The sequence below is a fragment of the Micromonospora sp. ATA51 genome (assembly GCF_016802855.1).
Lineage (GTDB): Bacteria > Actinomycetota > Actinomycetes > Mycobacteriales > Micromonosporaceae > Micromonospora > Micromonospora sicca.
The window spans coordinates 139,036-158,386 of record NZ_JAEVHJ010000001.1 but is presented as its reverse complement, the minus strand read 5'-3'; the positions used below and the strand labels follow the sequence as shown (position 1 = coordinate 158,386).

25 protein-coding genes and 1 pseudogene are annotated in these 19,351 nt (G+C 68.5%); 16 read left to right on the top strand and 10 right to left on the bottom strand.

Annotated elements, in window-relative coordinates; translation table 11 throughout:
- Positions 1–516: 516 nt before the first annotated feature.
- Positions 517–915: a VOC family protein gene (locus JNW87_RS00610; protein WP_109803419.1), complete on the bottom strand. Its 399-nt coding sequence runs from the start codon at positions 913–915 to the stop codon at positions 517–519.
- A gap of 158 nt (positions 916–1,073) precedes the next feature.
- Between JNW87_RS00610 and JNW87_RS00605 the strand changes: the two genes are divergently transcribed.
- Complete coding sequence (locus JNW87_RS00605) at positions 1,074–2,021, top strand: YafY family protein (RefSeq protein ID WP_236648154.1); 948 nt, start codon at positions 1,074–1,076, stop codon at positions 2,019–2,021.
- A 313-nt stretch (positions 2,022–2,334) separates the two neighbouring features.
- Here the strand turns inward: JNW87_RS00605 and JNW87_RS00600 are convergent, their stop codons facing one another.
- Positions 2,335–2,742: a VOC family protein gene (locus JNW87_RS00600; RefSeq protein WP_255543247.1), complete on the bottom strand. Its 408-nt coding sequence runs from the start codon at positions 2,740–2,742 to the stop codon at positions 2,335–2,337.
- Between the two features lie 414 nt (positions 2,743–3,156).
- Here JNW87_RS00600 and JNW87_RS00595 point away from each other — a divergent pair, with 414 nt between their 5' ends.
- The 3 genes from JNW87_RS00595 to JNW87_RS00585 all read left to right on the top strand — a co-directional run bounded on the left by JNW87_RS00595 (position 3,157) and on the right by JNW87_RS00585 (position 5,598).
- The gene (locus JNW87_RS00595) at positions 3,157–3,879 is read left to right on the top strand and encodes an SDR family oxidoreductase (RefSeq protein WP_238452694.1); all 723 of its coding nucleotides are present in this window, start codon (positions 3,157–3,159) and stop codon (positions 3,877–3,879) included.
- Positions 3,880–4,029: 150 nt separating this feature from the next.
- Positions 4,030–4,407: a nitroreductase family deazaflavin-dependent oxidoreductase gene (locus JNW87_RS00590; RefSeq protein ID WP_201749790.1), complete on the top strand. Its 378-nt coding sequence runs from the start codon at positions 4,030–4,032 to the stop codon at positions 4,405–4,407.
- 135 nt (positions 4,408–4,542) lie between these two features.
- Complete coding sequence (locus JNW87_RS00585; protein WP_109803415.1) at positions 4,543–5,598, top strand: hypothetical protein; 1,056 nt, start codon at positions 4,543–4,545, stop codon at positions 5,596–5,598.
- Between the two features lie 125 nt (positions 5,599–5,723).
- On the opposite strand, the gene JNW87_RS00580 is transcribed toward JNW87_RS00585, so the two are convergent.
- The gene (locus JNW87_RS00580) at positions 5,724–5,957 is read right to left on the bottom strand and encodes a hypothetical protein (RefSeq protein WP_109803423.1); all 234 of its coding nucleotides are present in this window, start codon (positions 5,955–5,957) and stop codon (positions 5,724–5,726) included.
- A 328-nt stretch (positions 5,958–6,285) separates the two neighbouring features.
- On the opposite strand from JNW87_RS00580, the gene JNW87_RS00575 reads away from it, so the two are divergent.
- Positions 6,286–6,702, top strand: a complete 417-nt coding sequence (locus JNW87_RS00575) for an NUDIX domain-containing protein (RefSeq protein ID WP_109803422.1) — start codon at positions 6,286–6,288, stop codon at positions 6,700–6,702.
- Positions 6,703–7,127: 425 nt separating this feature from the next.
- On the opposite strand, the gene JNW87_RS00565 is transcribed toward JNW87_RS00575, so the two are convergent.
- Positions 7,128–7,367 carry a hypothetical protein gene (locus tag JNW87_RS00565; protein ID WP_146231174.1) on the bottom strand — a complete coding sequence of 80 codons (240 nt, stop codon included), beginning with the start codon at positions 7,365–7,367 and terminating at the stop codon, positions 7,128–7,130.
- A gap of 559 nt (positions 7,368–7,926) precedes the next feature.
- Between JNW87_RS00565 and JNW87_RS00560 the strand changes: the two genes are divergently transcribed.
- From JNW87_RS00560 to JNW87_RS00545, 4 genes are all read left to right on the top strand, one after another.
- The gene (locus tag JNW87_RS00560; protein WP_109803413.1) at positions 7,927–8,697 is read left to right on the top strand and encodes a histidine kinase; all 771 of its coding nucleotides are present in this window, start codon (positions 7,927–7,929) and stop codon (positions 8,695–8,697) included.
- A complete protein-coding gene (locus JNW87_RS00555; protein WP_238452693.1) occupies positions 8,648–9,082 on the top strand; it encodes a sensor histidine kinase in 435 nt (144 codons plus the stop codon). Before JNW87_RS00560 ends, JNW87_RS00555 begins: the two co-directional genes overlap by 50 nt.
- Entirely contained in the window at positions 9,079–9,759 is a 681-nt protein-coding gene (locus JNW87_RS00550; RefSeq protein WP_109803411.1) for a response regulator transcription factor, read from the top strand. Before JNW87_RS00555 ends, JNW87_RS00550 begins: the two co-directional genes overlap by 4 nt.
- 182 nt (positions 9,760–9,941) lie before the next feature.
- Positions 9,942–10,286 (top strand): hypothetical protein, encoded by a 345-nt coding sequence (locus tag JNW87_RS00545; protein ID WP_109803410.1) that lies wholly within the window; start codon positions 9,942–9,944, stop codon positions 10,284–10,286.
- 37 nt (positions 10,287–10,323) lie between these two features.
- Here the strand turns inward: JNW87_RS00545 and JNW87_RS00540 are convergent, their stop codons facing one another.
- Both JNW87_RS00540 and JNW87_RS00535 read right to left on the bottom strand, forming a co-directional pair.
- Entirely contained in the window at positions 10,324–10,752 is a 429-nt protein-coding gene (locus JNW87_RS00540) for a hypothetical protein (protein WP_109803409.1), read from the bottom strand.
- A gap of 157 nt (positions 10,753–10,909) precedes the next feature.
- Positions 10,910–11,389: a hypothetical protein gene (locus JNW87_RS00535; protein WP_201749788.1), complete on the bottom strand. Its 480-nt coding sequence runs from the start codon at positions 11,387–11,389 to the stop codon at positions 10,910–10,912.
- A gap of 482 nt (positions 11,390–11,871) precedes the next feature.
- Between JNW87_RS00535 and JNW87_RS00530 the strand changes: the two are divergent.
- Positions 11,872–12,174: pseudogene (locus JNW87_RS00530) on the top strand (cyclic-phosphate processing receiver domain-containing protein); the annotation flags it as partial.
- Between the two features lie 287 nt (positions 12,175–12,461).
- Here JNW87_RS00530 and JNW87_RS00525 read toward each other — a convergent pair.
- The gene (locus JNW87_RS00525; RefSeq protein WP_109803407.1) at positions 12,462–12,848 is read right to left on the bottom strand and encodes a VOC family protein; all 387 of its coding nucleotides are present in this window, start codon (positions 12,846–12,848) and stop codon (positions 12,462–12,464) included.
- Between the two features lie 146 nt (positions 12,849–12,994).
- Here JNW87_RS00525 and JNW87_RS00520 point away from each other — a divergent pair, with 146 nt between their 5' ends.
- Positions 12,995–13,150 (top strand): hypothetical protein, encoded by a 156-nt coding sequence (locus JNW87_RS00520; protein ID WP_161557923.1) that lies wholly within the window; start codon positions 12,995–12,997, stop codon positions 13,148–13,150.
- 22 nt (positions 13,151–13,172) lie between these two features.
- Here JNW87_RS00520 and JNW87_RS00515 read toward each other — a convergent pair whose 3' ends face one another.
- Together JNW87_RS00515 and JNW87_RS00510 are read right to left on the bottom strand one after the other, a co-directional pair.
- Entirely contained in the window at positions 13,173–14,687 is a 1,515-nt protein-coding gene (locus JNW87_RS00515; protein WP_109803406.1) for an FAD-dependent monooxygenase, read from the bottom strand.
- Positions 14,684–15,316, bottom strand: coding sequence for a CatB-related O-acetyltransferase (locus JNW87_RS00510; protein WP_109803405.1), 633 nt, complete (start codon positions 15,314–15,316; stop codon positions 14,684–14,686). Before JNW87_RS00510 ends, JNW87_RS00515 begins: the two co-directional genes overlap by 4 nt.
- A gap of 105 nt (positions 15,317–15,421) precedes the next feature.
- Between JNW87_RS00510 and JNW87_RS00505 the strand changes: the two genes are divergently transcribed.
- Both JNW87_RS00505 and JNW87_RS00500 read left to right on the top strand, forming a co-directional pair.
- On the top strand, positions 15,422–16,000 hold the full coding sequence (locus JNW87_RS00505; protein ID WP_109803404.1) for a TetR/AcrR family transcriptional regulator: 579 nt from the start codon (positions 15,422–15,424) through the stop codon (positions 15,998–16,000).
- A 58-nt stretch (positions 16,001–16,058) separates the two neighbouring features.
- On the top strand, positions 16,059–16,262 hold the full coding sequence (locus JNW87_RS00500; RefSeq protein ID WP_238452692.1) for a hypothetical protein: 204 nt from the start codon (positions 16,059–16,061) through the stop codon (positions 16,260–16,262).
- Between the two features lie 453 nt (positions 16,263–16,715).
- Here the strand turns inward: JNW87_RS00500 and JNW87_RS00495 are convergent, their stop codons facing one another.
- Positions 16,716–17,693, bottom strand: coding sequence for a GlxA family transcriptional regulator (locus tag JNW87_RS00495; protein WP_201749787.1), 978 nt, complete (start codon positions 17,691–17,693; stop codon positions 16,716–16,718).
- 541 nt (positions 17,694–18,234) lie between these two features.
- On the opposite strand from JNW87_RS00495, the gene JNW87_RS00490 reads away from it, so the two are divergent.
- Genes JNW87_RS00490 through JNW87_RS00480 form a run of 3 tightly spaced genes read left to right on the top strand, consistent with a single transcriptional unit; the run spans position 18,235 to position 19,325 of the window.
- Entirely contained in the window at positions 18,235–18,633 is a 399-nt protein-coding gene (locus JNW87_RS00490; protein WP_238452691.1) for an HD domain-containing protein, read from the top strand.
- Positions 18,630–18,872, top strand: coding sequence for a hypothetical protein (locus JNW87_RS00485; RefSeq protein ID WP_238452690.1), 243 nt, complete (start codon positions 18,630–18,632; stop codon positions 18,870–18,872). Before JNW87_RS00490 ends, JNW87_RS00485 begins: the two co-directional genes overlap by 4 nt.
- A 24-nt stretch (positions 18,873–18,896) precedes the next feature.
- On the top strand, positions 18,897–19,325 hold the full coding sequence (locus JNW87_RS00480) for an MFS transporter (protein ID WP_109803401.1): 429 nt from the start codon (positions 18,897–18,899) through the stop codon (positions 19,323–19,325).
- Positions 19,326–19,351: the final 26 nt, after the last annotated feature.

The window sequence follows — 19,351 nt, the reverse complement described above, 5'->3', positions numbered from 1 at the left end:
AACGGCTACCCGACCACCACGCCGCGATGGTCCAATGGGCCATGATCATCGTCATGACCCGCCGCCTCGCCCGCCACCAAAACACCTGAAACCCTTATTTACCAGGCTCTGAGAGGCAGGGCGGAACGTTCGTGCTGTCCGAGCACGAGCATGCGGCCGGGTTCACCTTGCCCGATTTCCTTCTGACCGATCGGCTGCGCACGGCAGAGAGCGCGGATCCCACGCTTCGAGTTATCCGCGCCTACGAACGTCGTCATCGAGGATGACCGTCTTTCGCGCATCGGCACGACCCGCCGCCGAGGCGATCCGCTTGCTGTAACAGGCCGTAGCGCGCGGTTGGCGGCAGATCCGTATGTTCGCGCGACGGCCTTGCCGGCCGGAGTGACGGTGAAGGCCCTCCAGACCCGGCTGAGTTCGGAGTTGCGGTCGCAGTACTGCGGCTGGGACTCCGTGTGCTGGGGTATCGCCGACGGTGGTTCCCGCCCGGAGGCGCACTGCCGGGCGGCTGCGCTGTCGTCAGCGAGCGAATTTCTCGATGGCGGCCGCGGTGACAGGGGTGAAAAAGTTGACAAGGTTGCCGTCGGGGTCACGGAACAGCAGCGACCGGTTGCCCCAGGGCATCGTGGTGGGCTCGTTGACGAAGTCCTCAACGAAGCTGGCCAGGTTCTGATACACGCTGTCCACGTCGTCGACGAGGAACTCGTTGATCACAGTGCGGTTGTCGGCCGGATGGGCGGAGCCAGGCGCGAACAGCGGGACGGTGCGGGTGCTGCCGATCGCGAGGGTGCCGGAGGCGGTCCGCAGCTCAGCGAAGTCCTCGGTGGCCCAGTCCGCCCGCACTCCCGTGGCCCGCTCGTAGAAGTCGACGAGGCGCGCGATGTCGCCCGTGATGATGCGGATCGAGACGAGGTTCATGTAGATCTCCTTGATCGGTGGATCCGTTCGAGATGCCACGCTAGGACTAATACTGGACAGAATCGGTCCAGTATTCACGCTAAGTTTGGTCAGTGGCTCGACCTACTGTCCAGGTTCTTACCCTGCTGGAACTCCTGCAGTCAGGCGGCACCCGGACGGTGGCCGAACTCGCCGACCGGCTCGGCGTCGACGGGCGCACCGTGCGGCGGTACGTAGGCCACCTGATCGACCTCGACGTGCCCGTCGAGTCGGTGCGCGGTCGCTACGGCGGGTACCGACTCGCTCCCGGGTACCGCATGCCGCCGCTCATGCTCAGCGACGACGAAGCCCTCGCCGTGCTGCTCGGTCTGGTCGCCGGTCGCCGAACAGGGTTGATGACGACGGCCGGCACGGCGAGTGAGACGGCAGAGGCCAAGATCCGCCGCGTACTGCCCGAGCGCCTCGCTCGCAGACTTGGTACCGTGCTCGAGGCCCTCGCCTTCACGGCTCCGCTCGGCGAATTCGCCGCCCCGCAGACCGTGGTCCTGCTCGCTATCGCCGATGCGGTGCGCTATCGCCGGCCGATCTCGATCAGATACACCGCCGCCGACGGCCGGCGCAGTAAGCGCACGCTGCACCCGTACGGGCTCGTCGCCCATTCGGGCCGGTGGTACGTCACAGGTGCGGACCCCGAGATCGGCGAGGAACGGACATTCCGGCTTGATCGCATCACAGACGCGAGGACCCTGCCCGGCTCGTTCGAGCCAGCCGCCGGACTCGATCCGGCGCAGCGCGTTCTCTCAGCGCTCGCCAAGGCCCCGTACCGGCATGAAGTGACCCTGCGGATCCAGGCGACGGTGGAGCAGATCCGCGCCCGACTTCCCGCCAGCGTCGCGAGTGTGGAGGAGTCCCCGTCCCCGGCAGACGCAGATCCCAAGGCCGAGGGCTGGCTGCGCGTCGAACTGCGGGCGGAGCGGCTTGACTGGCTGCCTCCGGTGCTCGCGTCGCTCGACCGGCCGTTCGTCATCGAGCGGCCGGATGAACTCCGCGGCCTCGTCATCGCGCTCGCCGACCGGCTCGCGACCTCCGCCCGCAGAGTCCGTCCCACACATGACCGCAGCCCCTGAGGCCTGGTTGCACAGCCCCTGGCTCCCGTGCGACGCGGACCGCGGACTGCCCGGTGGGCGCCAGTCAGCGGGGTTGAATTCTGTCACTTTGACAAGCGCTCATCGGCAGTTCCCCGCACACTCAGCGGAAGATCAGTGCGGAGCGCCCATCACCGACTGTGACGAGCCAGCGCGCACGCAGGGCGGCAGATGTGCGCACCGGATCAAGCCGTGGGTTCCGAGACTGGCCGGCCTGGCAGCTGCCGGTCGGCCGGACGATCAGGTGGCTGCCGAAGTGAGCCGCGCCGGTCCTGAGCACGAGCCAGGGCTGAGCTCAGTTCACGGGCGGTGCCCAGGTAGGGCGTCTGATCAGGCAGAATGGGTGGCCAGCCGGATCGGCGTACACGTGATCGCCGGGCAACCGCCGCGCGCCCAGCGCGAGCACTGCCTCCCCCGCCGCAGCCTGGTCGTCAACCATCACGTCGAGGTGCATCTGCTGCGGCACTGCCGGCTCCGGCCACGTAGGCGGCGTCAGGTCGGCGGCGCGCTGAAACGCCAGCCCGGACGCCGCCGTGCTGGCCGACACGACGACGAAGTCCTCGTCCGCGTAGGTGATCGGGTCGCCGAGGACCGCGCTCCAGAACCGCGCCTCGGCCATCGGATCCGAGCAGTCGACGATCAGATGGTGGAGCCGACCGAACGGCAAAGCGAACACCTCCTTCGTGGTCAGGCCCCGGGCCAGCACGGTCAGTATGGCCGCTTCCGGCGCAAGGGAAACGTCATGTCTGGAGCGTGTTCGTTCATCGTCGCCTAGGCTGTGACGCCACAAGGGACTGCTACCCGGGCGGACAGCGGCAGATCCGCGTACGTGACCTTGGTTGGCCGAGACTTGACGCGGGGCCGTTAGGAACTCCGCGATTTCGGTGCGGGCGGCCCTGGAGGTGTAGGAGAGCCGAAGATCGGTTCCGACGCGGTAGTGGCCGGTGCGGGGCAGGTCCGGTCGAGGTCGCTGTCTCGCACGAGAGTGCCAAGCACGCCTACGGCTCTCTCGTTGTCGACCACGACGAAGATCTGGTATCGCTGCAGGGCGGAGACATCCTCCGGAACTGGAGCGCGAGCAGGAGGTCACGCCGCCATGCCGACTCGACCGTCGTTCGTGGTCACCGGGGGCGCTCGAGGCGTCGGTCGGGCCATCACCGAACGCCTGGCTCGCGACGGTCAGGTCGTCGTGCTGGATGTCACCGGTCAACTTGCCTGGCAGCACGAACGCATCGTGCTGGTCACCGGCGACGCCCGCGATCCTGAGACGGCCCAGCGAGCGGCCGCGACCGCCGAGGCCACGGGCCCGCTGCTCGGCTGGGTCAACAACGCCGCGATCTTCCGCGACGCCGGTCTCGGCGACGCCTCGGCCGCCCAGATCCTGGACCTCGTCACCGCGAACCTGGCCCTGGCCCTCACCGGCTGCCACACCGCGGTCAACCACTTCTTGGCGCACGAGCGCGACGGCGCCATCGTCAACGTCTCCTCCCACCAGGCGCAGCGCCCTGTCCGCGGAGCACTGCCCTACGCGACCGCGAAGGCGGCGGTCGAGGGCTTGACCCGCGCCGTGGCCGTGGATCACGGGCCGGCCGGCATTCGCACCAACGCCGTCGCGCTGGGCTCCATCGCCACCGACCGGTTCGAGCAGTACCGTGCCCAGCACCCCGAAGTGGACGTCCAGATGGCCGCACTGCATCCGCTGGGCAGAGTGGGCGACCCGAGCGAGGTGGCAAACGCCGTCGCCTTCTTGTTGTCTCCCGCCGCCGGATTCGTCAACGGCGTCGTCCTTGCCGTTGACGGCGGACGAGCAGCCAACGGCCTCGACCCCGAAGCCACCTGACCGGAACCGAGCACCCATCGCGGCTATGAGCGCGCATCTGGCGACCTAAGCCGGCTGTCCACCGACCCCCTGGCCTGGTAGATAGTGACCATGGCGAAACGGTCTGGCGGATTCGGTAGAGCGCTCATGCGAGGGTTTCTGCGTACGGCCGTGTGGCTGTACCGGCGCAGCGGCGGGAAGCTCGGCGGCAAGATGTTCGGCGCACCGGTGCTGTTGCTGACCACGACCGGGCGCAAGTCGGGGCGGTCGTGGACCGTACCGTTGATGTACCAGACCGACGGCGACCGATGGGTGATCATCGCGTCCAACGGCGGCAGCGCCAGGCACCCCGCCTGGTGGCTCAATCTGCGCTCGCAGCCGGACGCCTTACAGATCGGCCGGCAGACGTACCTGGTCACCGCCGTCGAAACCGCTGGCGAGGACCGCGAGCGCCTGTGGCAGCAGATGGCCGACATGTACAAGGGCTACGACGGGTACGCGCGCAAGACCACCCGCCAGATCCCCGTGGTTGTACTGCAAAGGCGCTAACGCATGCTGCCCGACGGTTTGCACGCCCGCAATGCGGCATGTGCGGATGCCCGGTACGGGGATGATCCAGGAGATCGATCGCGGGGAGGCCGGCCGCTGATTGTGCTGTGCCCGGTACTCCGCCACGCTTGCCGGGTGCCCGATCTTGACTTCTTCGTCGACGTGGTGGTCAGCGGCGCCGTGCTGGGCGTGGGCCTGACGGACTCACCGGACGAAGTAGCCCGCACGCTGGGTGGCGACTTCGCAGAGGACCGAAACCGCGCCGTGATGCGGCGTGACTACGGCTTGGTGGAGTTCTCCTGGGCGCGGCGTCCCGGAGCCGACTCCTGGCAGGCGACCGGCTTCACCGTGCAGGCGCATCGCCTGGCGAGCATCACGGTCACGGAGGCACTCGTGCATCGGTACGGGCCGTTCGGCCGGCAGCTGCGGTTCACGCAGTTGAACGCCGAATTGAACCGCCTCGGCTACCACCTGCAGGAGATCACCGACCAGGCCGATGCAAACTATCGGCGGTACTGGCTTGCCGAGTCGCGGATATCCCTCCTCGTCGCCACCACCGGGTATCAGGAGATGATCGATGCCGGTGACGTCTGGTCGATCAGCGCACCCCATCCGCCCGAGCTTGTGGCCGCCGGCAGACTCGGCGGGCAGCGCCGGGCCGTCAAGGACGGGTTGGTCCACCTGCTCCAGCTCGACGAGCACCAGCGCCGGCAGTGGCTGGACCGCCGCCAGCCGGCACCGCACGAGCGAGCCAACTGGTGGCTGTACCTGCTGCTGGTCATCGATCAGCACCTGGGAGACCAGTCGGACCGGCGGGCGGACTGGGCGGAGCTGAAGCTCTGGCTGCTGCGGCAGGGACGGGCCTGGGCTGTGTTCAGCGACGCCGATAGTGCGGAGAAGCTGGCGTACTTCGTGGCGGACATGCGGCGCAAGGGGGTCGCGTTGGCGGTGCTGCCGTCGGCTGACGACATCGTCAGGGCCTGCCTGGACGCTATCCCGGTCGGTCTGAACGAGGTGGCTGTGCTCGTTGACCGGCGACACCTGGGCGGTCTTGACCGTACGCAGATGCGTCACTCCCGGCAGGCGAGGAATCTGGTCAGCGCAGCCCAGGGGCACCTGGACGAAGTCCTGGATACGCACCTCGCCGATCAGCTGCGCGAGTGGATCGATATCAAGCCGCGCCTCGTGTAGCAGCTGGCCTCATCCGAACAAGCAGACGCGCACGCTCGCCTCGGCCAATGCACGCTCATCGCCACGACCACGCGATCAGCGGCATGTGAGGACATTGGCAAGCCGCTTGGAGACGGAACCGGCGTTCACCGGGCAGGATGAGTTCTGGCGCGGCGGCGGATCAGGATCCTCGTCATGGCGGCGGCCGCAATTAAGCCCAGGCCACAGTGGACGGCGAGCACGCCGAACAGGCTGGGGCCACCCCAGTCGTGGCGATAGGTGCTCGGATCTGTCATATCGATCACGAACGGTTCAACGAGCGCCCGCCCGACGAGATAGAAACCGAGTACGAAACCTGCGACTGTTGCGATCTTCCGCATGCTCAACTCCGTGGGTTGGTGACGCATGGCGACCTAACCGGAGAGCCTAGGAATGCCAGACGGAGCGCCGCGTCGGGGACGACCCCGGTATGACCCCTGACCTGACCCCCAGCATTAGCCTGCGACTCACCCAGCGCTCGGCGATCCGGCTGTGTCACCTACTTCTGGCATCCAGAGGCCGCGCCGCTGCCGATCAGTGCGCGCGCGAAAGTACGGCATGCTCCTGGCGCGGCCCCCCTGAGAGCCGGAGAAGAACACGTCCTCATTCGGCACGACCGGATGCCCGACGCGCGACCTGCGGCAGATCCGCATGGGTCAGAATGTGCCGATGACGATCTCCGCTGACGACTCCGGTCCGGTCCGGATTGTGCCGGCCGTTCTTCGCGACGGCGATCGGGTGTTGCTGTGTCATCGAAGCGCCGGACGCCGTTGGTATCCCGACGTGTGGGACCTGCCGGGCGGTCATGTTGAGGAGGGGGAGGATCCGAAAGAGAGCCTTGTCCGCGAGCTTCGGGAGGAGTTGGGAATCACGGCATCGGAGCCGTCCAGCCCGCCGATGCATGAGATCCGGACCGCGACGTTCGACATGCAGATCTGGTTGGTCGACAGGTGGACCGGAACACCCGTCAACGCCGCGCCGGACGAGCACGACGCTGTGGCGTGGTTCGAGACGTCCGACCTTGACAGCCTGCGTCTCGCCCATGAGTCGTATCTCTCGATGCTCACCGCCGTGCTCGTCACGTGACGTCGCTCCGGAAGCCAGGGGTGCGCGCTCATCGGCAGATCCGGTCGTGGTAGCGACCGCTCGGCGGCAATAGCGGATGTTGCCGCGGACCGTCTGGTGGGCGCCTGCGTGAGGATCTCGGGCGTGCATGCCCACGGCTGGCTGGACACGACGGATCGCTTCGGTCCAAGCTGTGACCTGTTCCGGTCGTACGGCAGCACTGGGTGCGCAAGGGCCTGCCGCTGTGCTTGACGGACGACTCAGGCACCGGCAGATCGCACCTGGTCGGGTTGGGTAGCGAAGCCGCCCTGGTCGGAGTTGACTGACCCGCTGCGGCTATTCCTTCCCGGCTGTCGACGAGCCGCCGGCATGGCGGGACTATTTCAACGGGCCTGACCGTGCAGCCCGCCGCCGGCTTTGCGGCTGGCGGCGGGGTGTGGTGGTCGTCAGGCTGCGGGCTGGGCCGTGGCCAGCGGTACAGGCGCCCGCAGCCCGAATGCGCGAACGCCGGCGAAGGCGAAGGCGAAGGCGATTCCGATGATGACTTCGTAGGCGGGCCCGTCGACGGGCAGCGGAACCAGTGTGACCGCACCGACGACGACCAGTGCGACACCGCAGGCCTTCGGCAGCACTCGGGCGCGCAGGCTCGCGACGCCCAGCAGGCGAAGGACGTGTTGGCCAGCCACGCGGCCATGCCGGCCGCCGCCAGGCGGCCGGGTGAATCGGCGTTGAGGATCTGCGGCGCGCTCTCGGCGAAGGTCGGTGCGACGAAGAGGTCGGCGAATATCCATCCGCCCTGGAGGGTCATGTTGGCCAGGCACGCGATGACGGCAACGAGTCCGAGCCGGCCCGCTCGGTCGGCCTGGCGCAGGTAAAGCCCGACCAGCCCCCACGTCATGAGGATGGCCCCGGCGAAGCGGAGTGCTGATGACACGGCGAACGCGCTGGTGACGGCCTCGTCGGAGAAGTGCTCGTAGTGCGGCGGCAGGAGCCGGAGGAAGGACCCGACCGCGAGCAGCAGTCCTCCCATGATCGCGGCGACGGTGCCCGCGCGTGTGAATCGGTCCATCATCGTGCTCCCTTAGTTTGGTCCCGGCGACCCGCTCGGCCACCAGTGCCGACGGTAGGGACGCGGGGACGTCCTTGTCGTCTGCACGCGGTCAGAGGCTGCCCGGCCGCGCGGGTGAGGCCGGATCTGTCTCACGGCAGACGCGCCCGCGGCGGAGTCGGGACTACTGTTCGCTCATGCAGGCCCGGCGGCTCGGCTCGGTTGTGCGGCGCGTGGCGGGGTCGCCGTTGCTCGACATCCTGCTGGCGCTTTCGCTGGCCGGCTACGCCGGGCTCGACGCATTTCCCACCTCGGACTGGCCAGAGCCTCGCTGGGCGTCAGCCGGGCTAGCGGTGACGTCCGCCTGTTTCCTGACGGTACGGCGGATCAGTCCGCTCGTCTCCTTCGCCGGTGCCCTCGGCGCCCTCGCGGTCGTCTACGTGGCATTCGGCCACTACGAGGCGGGCGCCAGCGTGCTCATCGGCCTCGTGGCCGCGTACTCAGTGGGCGCCTACGGCCGCAACCTCCCATTCGCGGTGGCCGTGCTCGCGGGGTTCGCCGCGACGACGGGGCTCGAGCAGCCCGCCGCGGAGGCGGTGCCCGACTTGCTGTGGACCTGCGTCGCGCTGTCCCTGCCGCTCGCCGTGGGCCTGACCGCACGGCGTCTACGCGGGCAGGCACGGGCCGCCGAGCACCGCGCCGACGTGCTGAAACAGGACCAGCAGGCGCTGGCCGAGGCCGCCGCCAGCGAGGAGCGGCGCCGCATCGCGCGCGAGCTGCACGACGTCATCAGCCACAGCCTCGGTGTTGTCGTGCTCCACGCCGGCGCGGCTGAGCAGGTCCTCGACCGCGATCCCGACAAGGCTCGCGAGGCTCTCCGGCTGATCCGCGCCGCCGGGGCAGGAAGCGATCACGGAAATGGGCACCCTCGTCGGACTGATCCGCGACGAGCCGGGGCCAGGACGTGACCCGCAGCCGACCCTGGGCGATATCGAGCGGCTGGTCGCCACGACCAGGTCAGCAGGGCTCGCCGTGCATGTGCAGACCGAGGGGAAGGAGCGTGACCTACCTGCGAGCGTCGAGCTCAACGCGTACCGCGTGGTCCAAGAAGGGCTCACCAACGCGCTCAAGCACGCCGGCCGCGCCGATGTGCGCGTGGTCCTGCGCTACCGCGCCGACGGCATCGAGGTGGAGGTCTCCGACGACGGCGCGGGCACTGGGCAGGGCCCCGGCGGCCGCCGGGGCCTGATCGGGCTAGGCGAGCGGGTCGCCGTGTTCGGCGGCCGGTTCGAGGCCGGGCGCGATCCCCGCGGCGGCTGGAAGGTCCGCGCCTCCTTCCCCACCGAGTCATGATTCGCCTCCTCCTCGCCGACGACCAGGCCGTCGTACGCGCAGGCCTGCGCACCATCTTGGAGTCCCGAGCGGATCTGGAAGTCGTCGGCGAGGCAGCCGACGGCGCCGAGGCGGTGACCCTCGCGAAAACGCTGGAACCCGATGTCGTACTGATGGACATCCGCATGCCCGTGCTCGACGGCATCGAGGCGACTCGCCGACTCGCGCGAGCAACAGCCCGTAGCCGAGTGCTCGTGCTCACTACGTACGGCATCGACCAGTACGTGTACGAGGCACTGCGCGCCGGCGCGGCGGGATTCCTCCTCAAGACCGATCCACCGGAGCGCATCGTCGACGCCGTACGCGTCGTCGCCGCCGGGGACGCGCTCCTAGGGCCGGAGACCACCCGCCGCCTCATCGAACGCTTCCTCGCCGGCCCACCGCCGCATGCCTCTCGGCCAGCGGAGCTGGACGCCCTCACCGATCGCGAGCTCGACGTGTTGCGCCAAGTAGCACGCGGTCTGTCCAACCACGAGATCGCCGCTGGTCTGTTCATCGGCGACGGCACGGTCAAGACGCATGTCGCGCACATCCTCGCCAAGCTCGGCCTGCGCGACCGGGTGCAAGTCGTCGTCTACGCCTACGAGCACGCCCTCGTCCACCCCGGAGCGGTCGGCCATCCGCCGCCAGGCCAGTAGGACCGGAACATCCTCAACTCGGCACGACCGGACGCCGGCTCCATCCGCTTGCCGTGACGCTGCATAGCGCACGGTCGGCGGCAGAAGCGTGCATCTGACCATGGCCGAGGTGCGACCAGTGGCGAAGCCGAAGCCGGGTACGGGTCGGCAGGGAATCCCCTGCAGTCGCTAATGTCGTCATCGTGAGCGATCATCACGGCGGCGCTTGGACGCTGCACCGGCGCGACGACGGCGGGGTACTTGCTGATCTCGTGGTGACCGGTGGCGACTTCCCGTGGCTGGACGCTCGTGTCGACCCGCGGGAGGGGCTCGCGGAGGTCCGGCCGCTCTTCGCCGAGGAACTGCGGCTGCTCGATGGTATCGATGAGGATGTCGAGTCCTGGGAGCGCGCGTACGAGGCAGTCCGAAACGCCGTGACGCTTCGGTACCCGGAGGGCCAGGAGGTTCCAGAGTTCCTTCTCCACATCGATGGCAACGAGGCGTGGTGGCGGTGGAGTGACGAGCCGTTTGACGAGGAGGACGCCTAGCCAGCGCGTTCGCTCGGCGGCAGATGTGCGTGCCGCTTCAGCAGACCCAGCAGTAGAGGGAGTTCCTGCTCGCCACTGCGTTGGCCGCCAGCGCCGCCACCTCTCTGATGAGCTCATGGGCAAGCTCGTCGTCGATGGCTTCACCCTCCTCGGCCCGCAGCCCGCTCCATCGCTCTGCCATTCCGTCAAGGTCCTCGGCCCCAGCATCAGCCAACGCCTCCGTGAGCTCGCGAGAGATGAGCAGGACCAGAGGGCTGTCGTTGCCGGCGACCACGTCCGGGCCTCCCGCAGCGATGAGTTGTTCAAGGGCCCGGTCCGTCAGAAGGCTCTCCCACTCCTCGAGCGTCGACCAGACGTCGAAGTTGCCGTAAGTCGCCGACTCGAAATCCTCACCGGGCCCGTTCCCGACAACACCCCGCGCGATCGTGTTGTCGCGCGCAACGAAGAACTTGATGATCGAACTCACGTCGTCATTATCGAGTCTTGCCGCGGGCGCGCCCTCGGCAGCCGTGGCCGATGATCAACCGGCGCGCACGGCTGCGGCAGATCCGGCGCGTTCCGACCTGAGCGCGGCAGGCCCTGTCAGCGGTCCGCAAAGTACTCGTCAACTGGGCACGGGCTGCTTATCGGTAGAGCGGCTGGTCCTGGGTGGGGTCCGTGGGAACCACATCGAGGCGCAGGTCGGTGGTGAGTTGGGTGATCAGCGCCCGGGTCCCGCCGATCCCGGCCCAGTGCGGATCGACGTCCTTGGCCACGCACCAGGCGTGATCTGCGGGCCAGGCGAACGCCGGCTCGGCGTTGCTGAGACGACGCTGGCCCGGCCACCCCGCAGCGGTGTCCCATGTGCCGACGTCGGCTAACGGCCCTCGAAACAACCAGTACGCACGGTGGGGCACCACAACCTTGGGTGCACGCGACATCGAGGGCGGGGCAGCGGGTGTGGGCGCCAGTCCCGGCCGGCTGCCGGACCGCTCGAGCGGCGCGCCGGTGTTCTCTTCATCGATGTACACGGCGTCGTCGTCGGCTGCGTCGTCGGCGTCGCCGAAGCCTTCCCAGACGCAGAAGTAGCAGTCTTCCGGGGTCGTGGTGTGGGTGGCCAGCACCTCGAAAAGGGTGGGCAGCTGGTCGGTGAGCCAGTCCGCGTCGACGTCGTTCTCGCTTTGGCCGGGACGTGTCGGATCGGGCAGGAACCGAAGCCGCGCGTAGGCGTCGAAGCCCGAGGGCCGAGGCCCACAAGCTGCTGCCACGGCAGGTCGCTGTGGGCGATCCAGTCGGCGGCCGACAGTTCCCGACAGAAGTTGAGTGTCACGTTCCGGTTCTACCGCGAAGCCCCGTACCGGCGCATCTGCCGGGTCACGCCGCCGGGTCAGATATCAGATAAGGAGTGAACTGCCGCCCAAGGGCAGGCAGGAGCAGGCTTATGGGTGCTGCCTTTGTCGGTACGGATCACAGCGCGCCGGGGTGATGCCCCGAGACCACCGCAGGTTTCTAACGGCGACCGACGCAACCGCGATCATCAGCTGAGCGCGGATCGCGGCAGATCCGGATGCCGGAGCACGGCGACGTCAGGCATCATCCGGGATGGATGCCAGCGAGGTCAGGGTCATTTCTGGTTGACGATTTTCGGTCTTTCGTGGACGGCCGCAAGGCGGAAGTGGCCCGTACCAGCGCGGCCGGGGTCCAACTCCTCAACCGGTACCGAGGCCAGCGACTGGACGAGTTGTGGCTGGACCATGACCTGAGCGGGGACGACACGATCTGGCCGGTCGTGGAGCTGCTGGAACGAGCAGCGTTCGAGGGCCGCCCGCTCGACATCGGCGTCGTCTACGTCCACACCGCCAACTCGGCCGGCGCCACAAAGATCGTCCAGGTCCCGCGGCACTGGGGCTAACACGTCCATGCCACGCCCGGCTCAACGGACGTCGGCTATCTCGACCAGCCCGCCAGCGCGAGGTGACCGGCGGTCCGTGCCAGAACGCCACGCGGGACGCCCAAGCCGCGCGACTCGCGGCATGGGCGCGCACCCAATCTGCGCTCGGCGAGCCCTGGCTGGAATGTGTTATCCGCGAACTCCGAGCTGCCACGATGTGGCTGCACGCGGGCCACGAGGTAGCTCTCAAACTGCTCGTGGAGACGTCGCGTGACGTGGCCGCCGATCGGCGGGACGGCTGTCTGCTACGGCGCGATGCTACGCAGAACGCAGAACTCGTTGCCTTCCGGATCGGCCAGCACCACCCAACTCTGCCTGCCCTGACCGATGTCGACTCGCCCGGCGCCGAGACCGATCAGCCGCTCGACCTCCTCGTCCTGGCTCACGTCGATCGGCATGACGTCAAGATGGAGCCGATTCTTCGTGACCTTGTCCTCCGGGACCCTGATGAACATGACAGTCGAGGGCATCGGCTCCCGGCGCACCGCCTCCACGGTCGGCTCCCACGAGGCGATCTCGACCTGGTCGCCCTTATCCTCGATTACCCGGTAGTCCAAAACGGCAGCCCAGAACCTGGCCAGCCGGTGCGGGTTCCGACAGTCAACCGTCACCTGCAGCAGTCTGCTCGTCATGCGCCCTCTCTTGACAATCGACGTCCTTGCGTCAGCGCGATCGACCCTACAAGGCCGGCTTCCGCTTGGCGTGCATCCCGATTTTCTGACGTCATCCTCACGAGCGAGCCCGTCATCGAAGGTCATGACGGCAGCCCGAGCTGCGGATGGAGTTCTTCGACGTCGCCGCCGTGATCGTCTTTCTTCGTAAGGTGATCTGGACGGTCCCAGGGTTCACGTGCCGGCCTGCCGGGACCGGTTGCGCCCTGCACGAGCAGATCGTGGCGGGCGGCCCGTTCGTCGCCACTCCCGCCGCTTCCTGATCGAGGCCCGCAAACCGGCGCTTCAGGGCTTCGGGGTGCCGAACCAGCTGGAGAGCGCTTCGCGCAGCCCGGGCGCGCCGTCCCCAGCCCAGGCGATGTGCGCGTCCGGACGGATCAGCAGGGCGTCGGCCGGGCGCTGATCGGTTTTGGCGGTGTGGATGTCGACGCGCTGCCCCCAGTCCCGGGCCGCTTGCCTGAGCTCCGGTCGGTCGGCGAGGTCGAGCAGGATCGGCCGGGCCGGGCGCATCAGCTCCGCGACGCTGGTCAGGCCCTGGTCGGTGTGCAGGATGAGGTCGGGGGCGAAGGCACCGGCCAGCGCGTGGTGACCCGTGCCGGGCATCGGGTAACGGATGTCGGCACCGGCGACGAGCGCACCCATCCGGCGCAACGGCTGCTCGTCGGCGAGCAGTTCCTGGAAGAGCTCCCGCAGCGCTTCGGCGGCCGCGTCGTGCCCGCGCCGCAGCGCCACCTGAGCCCGGGTGTGCAGCATCGTGCGGGCGCCGGCGAGGTGGCGTTCGCCGTGGTAGGTGTCCAGCAGGCCGGCCGGTGCCCCGCCGTGCAGGTCGGCGGCCAGCTTCCAGGCCAGGTTGACGGCGTCGAGCAGGCCGGCGTTGAGCGCCACCCCGGTGGCGGGAAACAGGTGGGCCGCGTCACCGGCCAACAGGATCCGCCCGTGCCGGTAGCTGTCGGCCTGCCGGGCCTTGAAGGTGAACCGGGACAGCCGTGTCGCCTCGCCCACCGGCAGCCGCACCCCGAGCACGCGGTGGACGCTGTCCTGCAGTTCGGACACGGTCATCGGGAGGTCGTCGTCGTACTCGGTGCTCTCGTCCTCGATCGTGTAAAGGGAGACGTCCGGGGATCCGGGCGAGGAGCCAACCCCGAAGAGACCGTTTTCCGTACGGGTGAACCCCGCCCGGATCGTGCCGGAGCCGGGCACGTCGAGGTCGCCATTGCCGAGCACGCTCACCGTGTCGGGCAGGGTGACCTGGGCCAGCCGGTTGACCTCCGGATAGGTGACGCCGGGGAACGAGATGCCGGCCCAGTCACGAACCCGGCTGCGCGCGCCGTCGCACCCCACCAGGTAGGACGCGGTCACCTGGTACGGACCGTCCGGCCCCCGTACGTCCACGGTCACCGCGGCATCGTCCTGGCTCAACCCGATCACCTGGTGCCCGCGGCGGATGTCGGCTCCGAGCTCACCGGCGTGCTCGTCGAGCAGCCCCTCGAGTTGCTGTTGCGGGAGCGGCAGGGCGTGCAGCGGCGGATCGGCCAGCCGGGTGAAGTCAAGATGTACCCCGCCAAACGGGAAGCGGGGAGGCGGGACCGGGCCGGTGCAGGCTGCCTCGAAGCGGTCCAGCAGGCCTCGGTAGCGCAGCAACTCCAGGATCTGCCCGCCGAGACCGCCGGCCTTCGGGGTGTCCCGGCGCCGTGGCTGCCGTTCCAGCACCAGCGGCCGGACACCGGCAAGGCGCAGTTCGGCGGCCAGCAGGAGACCGGTCGGGCCGGCACCCACAATGATCACATCGGTATGCTTCATGCGCACCTCTCCAGGTCGTCGATGCTGCCGGACATGATCGTGCGGACGTGCTCGGTGATGCGCTCGAGCGGCCAGTCCCACCAGGCCACGGTGAGGAGCCGGTCGATGTCAGCGTCGCTGTAGCGGCGGCGCAGCAGCCGGGCCGGGTTGCCGCCGACGATGCCGTAGTCGGGGACGTCGTCGACCACGACGGCGCCGGACGCGATGATTGCTCCGTGGCCGATGCGGACGCCCGGCATCACCATGGCTCGGTAGCCCAGCCAGGCGTCGTTGCCCACCACGGTGTCGCCTCGTCCCGGCAGGCCGGTGATGAGGTCGAAGTGCTCGGCCCAGGAACCACCCATGATCGGGAAGGGGAACGTCGAGGGGCCGTTGATGCGGTGGTTGGCCCCGTTCATGATGAACCGCACGCCTTCGCCCAGGGCACAGAACGTCCCGATCACGAGCTTCTCGGGCCCGTAGTGGTAGAGCACGTTTCGGGTCTCGAACGCGGTCGGATCATCCGGGTCGTCGTAGTAGGAGAACTCCCCGGCCTCGATCAGTGGCGAGGTGATCAGTGGTTTCAGCAGTACCACCCGCGGTCGGTCGGGCATCGGGTGCAGCACGGTGGGGTCGGCGGGAACGGGCATCGCAGTCTCTCCTCATCGGAACGGCACGGACCGTGCCGATAAGATCATGCCGGGGAGACCTCTCCGAGTCAAGTACGGCACGTGCCGTACCGTTAAGGTGTCGGAATGACCGACGCACCCCGCCGCCGTGGCGCCGAGCGAACCGATGCCATCATGCTGACCACGCTGGAGCTGGGCCGGGAGATCGGCTACGCCAGGCTGAGCATCGAAGCGGTCGCGGCCCGCGCCGGCGTCGGGAAGCACACGATCTACCGCCGCTGGTCATCCAAGGGTGCCTTGCTGCTCGACTCGCTGCTGTCGCTGAACGAGTCCGGCCTGGACTATCCCGACACCGGCGACATCGCCGCCGACCTGCGGGCGCAGATCTACGCGGCCGTGGACCTGCTCGGTGGGCCGCCCTTCGGCCCGCTGTTCCAGGCCTTGGTCGGCGAGGCCCAGCATGATCGCCAGGTCGCCGTCACGCTGAACGAGCGCTTCATCGCCCCGCAGGCGGACAAGACCGTCGCCCGGCTCAAGGCGGCCCGCGACCAGGGTCAGGTGGCACCCGACTTCGACCTGGAACTGGCGATGGCGATCCTGTCTGGGCCGCTGTACTTCCAGCTGCTGATCACTCAGGAACCGCTGACCCACGAGTATGTGGACCGGGTCCTCGACGCACTCTTCGCCGGGCTGCGGCCTTCCTGACCCGCGCCGGTCAGGCGATCCGTTCGCCGTTGAGGGCGGTGGCCTGCGTGTATGGGCGGTGGCGCCGATCACCCCGGCGCTGCGGGCGATCTCGCGGGCCAGCATCCGCGTCCCGGCCTCGTCCCCGGTGTCGCGGGCCAGCACGGCGAGCAGCAACTGCTGGGTGACCAAGCCCGGGACCAGGCTGGCGCGGCTGCTCAGCTCGGTCGCGCGGGCCCACCGGGCGTACGCCGCGTCCCAGTCCCCGTTGTCCCGGTCGTGATCGCCGAGGTGCCGCAGCGCCTCCCGCTCCAGCCGCGGATCGGTGCCCTCATCGGCCCGCAGCGCCGCCTCGTAGCGGGGCGGGGCGAGGTCCCGCCGGCCGGGCAGGTTGTCCGCGATCAGCCCCTGATGCATCGTCGCCCACCCGCGGCGCACCGCGTCGGGCGCCCGCGTGTTCAACTGCGCGGCCCGGTCCCGCAGCCGCGAGCCGTTCGGTGCACGCACATCGGCAGATGAGGACACCTCCGCTGCGAAGGACACCCACGAACCGTGACGCCTTGGGGTCCGCCGAAGAGGTGTGTCACCACGCAGGAAGCGCTGGTCATGACGTTGCGGACGGGATCCGAGTCGCAGATGGCGGGATCAGCAAACGGCTTCGGCGGAGCCGCCAATACCGCGCCCAGACCTGCCACTACCAGCGAAGACACCAGCTCCCTCAACTGCAACTGGAGTACTAACCCGCGTTGGCGCGGCGGGCCGTGCTGAACCGGCGTTGGTAGGCGGCGGGGCTGATCGACAGCTTCCTGGCGAAAACCCGTCGCATGCTTTCGTAGCTGGGGAACCCGGCAAGGGTCGCGGCCTGCGTCGCGGTGTGTCCTTGGTCGAGCAGTGCCCTGGCCATGTCGAATCGGATGTTTTCCACGTAGCGGGCCGGTGTCGTGGACAGCTCGTCGTGGAAAAGCCGGGTGAGGTGCCGGGTGCTCACGTTGAGGTGTTTCGCGAGTTCACCGAGCGAGTGGTCCCCGCGGGGGTTCGCCGTCACCAAGTCGGTGATTTTGCGGAGAGCCGGCGACCGGGGCGGCGGTCCTTGCAGCGGTGCCGAGAACTGGGACTGGCCGCCCGCACGCTGCATGTACACCACCAAGGCGCGTGCGACGTCGCGCGCCAGGTCGGGCCCGTGGTCCTCTTCGACGAGAGCGAGCGCCAGATCGATACCGGCCGTCACCCCTGCCGACGTGTACGTGGTGCCATCGCGAACGTAGATCGCGTCGGGCTCGACGCGGCACGTCGGATACCGGGCGGCAAGCTCGTGCGCGACCTGCCAGTGCGTGGTCGCGCGCTTGCCGTCGAGGACGCCGGCAGCGGCGAGGACGAACGCTCCGGTGCAGATCGACGCGACCCGGCCGGCCACAGCCGCCGGTATCCGTGCGGCGTCCGCCAGGTCGGCGGGGACACGGGCGCGCGGATAGCGGTCGGACCCGGCCACCAGTAACGTGTCGAAAGCAGGCTCCGAGGAGACGGCGCCGTCTACCGCGATCCGAACCCCGAGGTTCGACGTAACGTCCGCACCGGTCGGCGACAGCAGCACGATCCGGTAGTCGGCACCGAACCGGTTCGCCTCCTTGAACACCTCCGCGGGACCGGCGACGTCCAGCAACGTCACTCCGTCGTAGACGAAGATCGCGACGCGATGGGGGCCAGCGTTCACCACTCCGGTCTCTTCAGAGCCGGATCCCCGCGGTGAGCGGCCGGACTCCGGCGGCACTGACCGCCGTTGGGTCGGCGAAACAGGAGGCATGGACACCGTTTATTGGTAGCACGCCATTACCGGAGATGACGGGGATCCTCGTGGGCGGGGTTGCTCACGTTACGACTATTGCATGTAAACGAACTCTCCGTGATCTTCGGCTGATTACGTGCACAGCGGGTTTGTTCAAGAAACGCCGGAGCCGTTGCTAAGGCTGGTCTACGAAATCCTCGTGCCGCAACCGATGCCCGGTTGACTCACGCGATGAACCCGACACCAGGCGTCGCGTGGAACGGGCCGTGACCGACGACGCGAAGTCGCAGGCCAGGCGCTGGACCCGGCTGCGGGACGTGGTGCCGCGCGTGGTGGAGCACACGACTGCGATTTCGCCCTGTCCGGATATAAGTGATTCCTGGCCGGACGAAGGCGGCGCCGTAGGACGATCGGTGGGCAGCATGGAGGTCGGAAACACGGTCCGCGCACATTTCCCGGAAGGTCAGAGATCATGCGAGAGGTCATCGCGGGGCTGGAGATTCCTGAGACAGCGGCGGTCGCCGAAGCGACCAGGCGCATCCAGGAGACGACCAGCCCCCTCATCTACCACCACTCCCGACGGGTCTTCTTCTTCAGCCTGATTCACGCTCACAAGCTTGGCGTGAAACCGGACCCGGAGCTGCTCTATCTGGCGGCCATGTTCCACGACACCGGCCTCCTGACTCCGTTTTCCGACGTCGAGCAGCGCTTCGAAGTCGATGGCGCCGACCACGCGCGCAAGTTCCTCCTGGACCGGGGTTTCTCGACGCCGCCGCCGAGACCGTTTGGACGGCGGTCGCGCTGCACACCACGCCGGGCATCCCCGACCGGATGGCCCCGGAAATCGCGACCACGTACCTCGGTGTCTTGACCGACGTGCTCGGCTTCGGCCTGGACGGACTGGAACACGATCAGCTGGGCGAAATCCTCGCCGTCCATCCACGAGGGGACTTTAAGAACGAGTTTCTGCGAGCCTACGTCGACGGGCTGAAGAACCGCCCCGAAACCACGAACGGCACCGTGAACTCCGACGTGCTCGAACACTTCATCCCCGGCTTCCAGCGCGTGACGACGGTCGAGCGCATCGTCGGTTCGCCCTGGCCGAGCTGATTGGACATTTCACGAGGCCACGCGATGAACGGTGTGGGCCACTTCGACAACCGGCGTCGTCTCGGACGTCGTGCTTCGTTCGTCCTGCTCGTCTGCGCCAACGTGCTGATGATGGCGACCGCGAGCGCGCCGTCCCCGATCTACCCGCTGTACCGGGAGCGCTGGGGCTTCTCGGTGACGATGCTGACGGTGATCTTCGCCGTGTACATCGCCGGTCTGCTCGGCGCCTTGCTGACGGTCGGGTCGCTCAGCGATCACCTGGGTCGCCGTCCGGTGCTGGTCGCCGCCCTCGTCGTGACGGCGGCGAGCACGGCGATCCGCGGCTGTGCTGTCCGTGATCGCCGCGGTTCACGCCGGACGCGCCCAGGCTCACCAGCGCACCGACGACGGGCGATCCGCGACCTCCGCGGCCGGGGCCGGCACTACCCGCGCCACGAGCGGACCCCGTGCTGAGCCCCCACAACCACCCCATACCGACG

What these genes read in the sequence shown, in the direction of transcription:
- JNW87_RS00610 (WP_109803419.1), bottom strand. Translation starts at nt 915, where the DNA reads ATGAACCTCGTCTCGATCCGCATCATCACGGGCGACATCGCGCGCCTC.
- JNW87_RS00580 (WP_109803423.1), bottom strand. Translation starts at nt 5,957, where the DNA reads ATGCGGAAGATCGCAACAGTCGCAGGTTTCGTACTCGGTTTCTATCTC.
- JNW87_RS00575 (WP_109803422.1), top strand. Translation starts at nt 6,286, where the DNA reads ATGACGATCTCCGCTGACGACTCCGGTCCGGTCCGGATTGTGCCGGCC.
- JNW87_RS00560 (WP_109803413.1), top strand. Translation starts at nt 7,927, where the DNA reads ATGCAGGCCCGGCGGCTCGGCTCGGTTGTGCGGCGCGTGGCGGGGTCG.
- JNW87_RS00555 (WP_238452693.1), top strand. Translation starts at nt 8,648, where the DNA reads ATGGGCACCCTCGTCGGACTGATCCGCGACGAGCCGGGGCCAGGACGT.
- JNW87_RS00550 (WP_109803411.1), top strand. Translation starts at nt 9,079, where the DNA reads ATGATTCGCCTCCTCCTCGCCGACGACCAGGCCGTCGTACGCGCAGGC.
- JNW87_RS00525 (WP_109803407.1), bottom strand. Translation starts at nt 12,848, where the DNA reads ATGACGAGCAGACTGCTGCAGGTGACGGTTGACTGTCGGAACCCGCAC.
- JNW87_RS00520 (WP_161557923.1), top strand. Translation starts at nt 12,995, where the DNA reads ATGGAGTTCTTCGACGTCGCCGCCGTGATCGTCTTTCTTCGTAAGGTG.
- JNW87_RS00515 (WP_109803406.1), bottom strand. Translation starts at nt 14,687, where the DNA reads ATGAAGCATACCGATGTGATCATTGTGGGTGCCGGCCCGACCGGTCTC.
- JNW87_RS00510 (WP_109803405.1), bottom strand. Translation starts at nt 15,316, where the DNA reads ATGCCCGTTCCCGCCGACCCCACCGTGCTGCACCCGATGCCCGACCGA.
- JNW87_RS00505 (WP_109803404.1), top strand. Translation starts at nt 15,422, where the DNA reads ATGACCGACGCACCCCGCCGCCGTGGCGCCGAGCGAACCGATGCCATC.
- JNW87_RS00490 (WP_238452691.1), top strand. Translation starts at nt 18,235, where the DNA reads ATGCGAGAGGTCATCGCGGGGCTGGAGATTCCTGAGACAGCGGCGGTC.
- JNW87_RS00480 (WP_109803401.1), top strand. Translation starts at nt 18,897, where the DNA reads ATGAACGGTGTGGGCCACTTCGACAACCGGCGTCGTCTCGGACGTCGT.